The 2134-nt window shown below is 54.1% G+C and carries 4 protein-coding genes; all 4 read right to left on the reverse strand.

What is annotated here, in order from left to right:
- Positions 1-798: SLC5/6 family protein (locus AC1HCM_RS01635; protein WP_479460035.1), on the reverse strand; the 798-nt coding region annotated here is incomplete at its 3' end.
- Between the two features lie 8 nt (positions 799-806).
- On the reverse strand, positions 807-1106 hold the full coding sequence (locus AC1HCM_RS01640) for an FUN14 domain-containing protein (RefSeq protein ID WP_479460036.1): 300 nt from the start codon (positions 1104-1106) through the stop codon (positions 807-809).
- Positions 1106-1939 (reverse strand): S-methyl-5'-thioadenosine phosphorylase, encoded by an 834-nt coding sequence (gene mtnP, locus AC1HCM_RS01645; protein WP_479460037.1) that lies wholly within the window; start codon positions 1937-1939, stop codon positions 1106-1108. Before mtnP ends, AC1HCM_RS01640 begins: the two co-directional genes overlap by 1 nt.
- A 10-nt stretch (positions 1940-1949) precedes the next feature.
- On the reverse strand, positions 1950-2134 hold a 185-nt coding region (locus tag AC1HCM_RS01650), incomplete at its 5' end, for an aconitase family protein (RefSeq protein WP_479460038.1).

Below are 2134 nucleotides of genomic sequence, written 5' to 3' on the forward strand. Positions count from 1 at the left end.
CTTCCTAATGTAAGAGGCGTAGGTTATTATCGCCCCAAAGCCGAGGCTCAGCGTGAAGAATATCTGCCCAGAGGCTGCTATCCAGACTCCCGGGTCCGTCAGCTTGGAAAGGTCCGGCTTCCAGAGGAAGTTGAGCCCATCAAGGGCTTTCCCGTGCTCCGTCTCTATGAGGAAGACCCTAACAACGAGGATAACGGCGAGCAGAAAGAGGGTAGGCATGGCTATCTTGGCAAAGCGCTCTATTCCCCCAGACACACCCTTGCTCAGAATCCAGACGTTTATAAGGGCTGTTATCAGAAAGACGCCGTAGGCGTAAAGTGAGGGAGAGATTATGTCCTCACCCGTACCCACGTAGTTTGTAAGAAACTCCCTGAAGGGCTTTAGATAGGTGTCCGGGTCTGTGCCATCCGCCGGAACTGAGGGAACGAGTCCGAGAAGAAACTTTATCGCAAAGCCGAGTGTCCAGGACTCTATGTAGAGGTAGTAGATTATAACCACGAGGGGTATCCAGAGCCCGAAGACACCTATAACCTTTGAGAGGTTGTTCTTCCACAGAAGCCCGAATATTGCCGGCGTTGTCCCGTGTCCCTTAGAGCCTCCGTACCTCCCTATAGCCCACTCTACCCACATGAGGGGTATCCCTATCAGGAGAAGGGAGACTATGTAGGGAATCATGAAGGCGCCACCACCGTTTTCCGCCGCCTGAACGGGAAATCTGAGGAAGTTACCCAGCCCTACCGCGTTCCCCGCCATAGCGAGGATGAGACCTATCCGGGTCGCCCACCTTTCCCTTTCCATCGCCAATATTATACTTTCAAGCCAAGAGCAAGTCCTACCGCAAAGCTCCCCCCAAAGGATACGGTCCTGACGGCGTTCCTCGCAAAGCCCTCAAAGGAAGTAAAAAAGCCGCTCACAAACTTGCCAAGAGCCCCCCAGTTCACTGTAAGGACGCCGTTGTCCGCAAGCCATATCAGGCTCAGTATGTAGAGCCCGATGATGAAGGCTAAGAGCTTGAAGACCCTCTTAAGGGTGAAGCCCACGAGGAATCCCATCGCACCGCCAAAGCCCAGCTCCTTTACAACCTCCTGATTAAAGACTTCTTCCATCATACCTCCGCCCCCTCAAGGACCTTTTCACACTCGCACCCGCTCTCAAGGGGTAGCCTCTGGACAAAAGAGGATATCACCGCTTTGACCTCCCTCTCCGTCTTTCCCATGAGCTCTAAGACCTCATCGCTTGTGAGCCTGTGGGCTGATATTCCCGCAGCAGGGTTAGCGACTACACAGATAGAAGCGTAGCACATCGTAAGCTCTCTCGCCAGCACTACCTCGGGGTATCCCGTCATCCCAACAACATCCGCACCGAGCCTCTCCAACATCCTTATCTCCGCCGTGCTCTCAAACCTCGGACCTTCTGTACAGGCATAAACACCCGCAGGGTGGTACCTGAGCCTCAGCTCCTCCATTATCTCAAGGAGAAGCCTCCTCATCTCAGGGCAGTAAGGCTCAGACACGTCTATGTGAACAACCTTCTTCTCCCTCAGGAGCCTGGCAACCTCATCCTGACCTTCCACCTGAATAGAGAACCTCCCCTCGTAGTAGGTTGACTTCCTCTGTTTGGTAAAGTCAAGGAAGCTGTCAATGATAACGAGGTCGCCTGCACCAAATAGCTTGTTTATGCTGCCTACCGCCGAAACCGCCAGAACCCTCTTCACGCCCACCTCCCTCAGAGCCCAGAGGTTTGCCCTGTAGGGAACGAGATGGGGAGGGTAAGAGTGGTCTCTGCCGTGCCTTGAGAGGAAGGCTACCTCTCTGCTTCCTATCTCCCCTATCACAACCGGTGAGGAGGGCTCTCCGAAGGGGGTTTTTATAAACTTCTCTTCCTTTACCTTGAGTCCTTCAAGCTCATAGAGCCCGCTTCCCCCTATTATCCCGAGCATCTGGGATTTATTAAGCCTCCACCAGCTCCTCAGCCTTTACGACCTCTTCGGGATGGGCTATCCTGCCGAGAATTGCGCTCGCTGCAACCACCGCAGGGTTTGCGAGGTAGGACTCGGACTTGGGATGTCCCATCCTTCCCGGGAAGTTTCTGTTGGAGGTTGATATGCATCTCTCTCCCTCGGCGAGGACCCCCA

This window comes from Hydrogenivirga sp. (assembly GCF_056450045.1).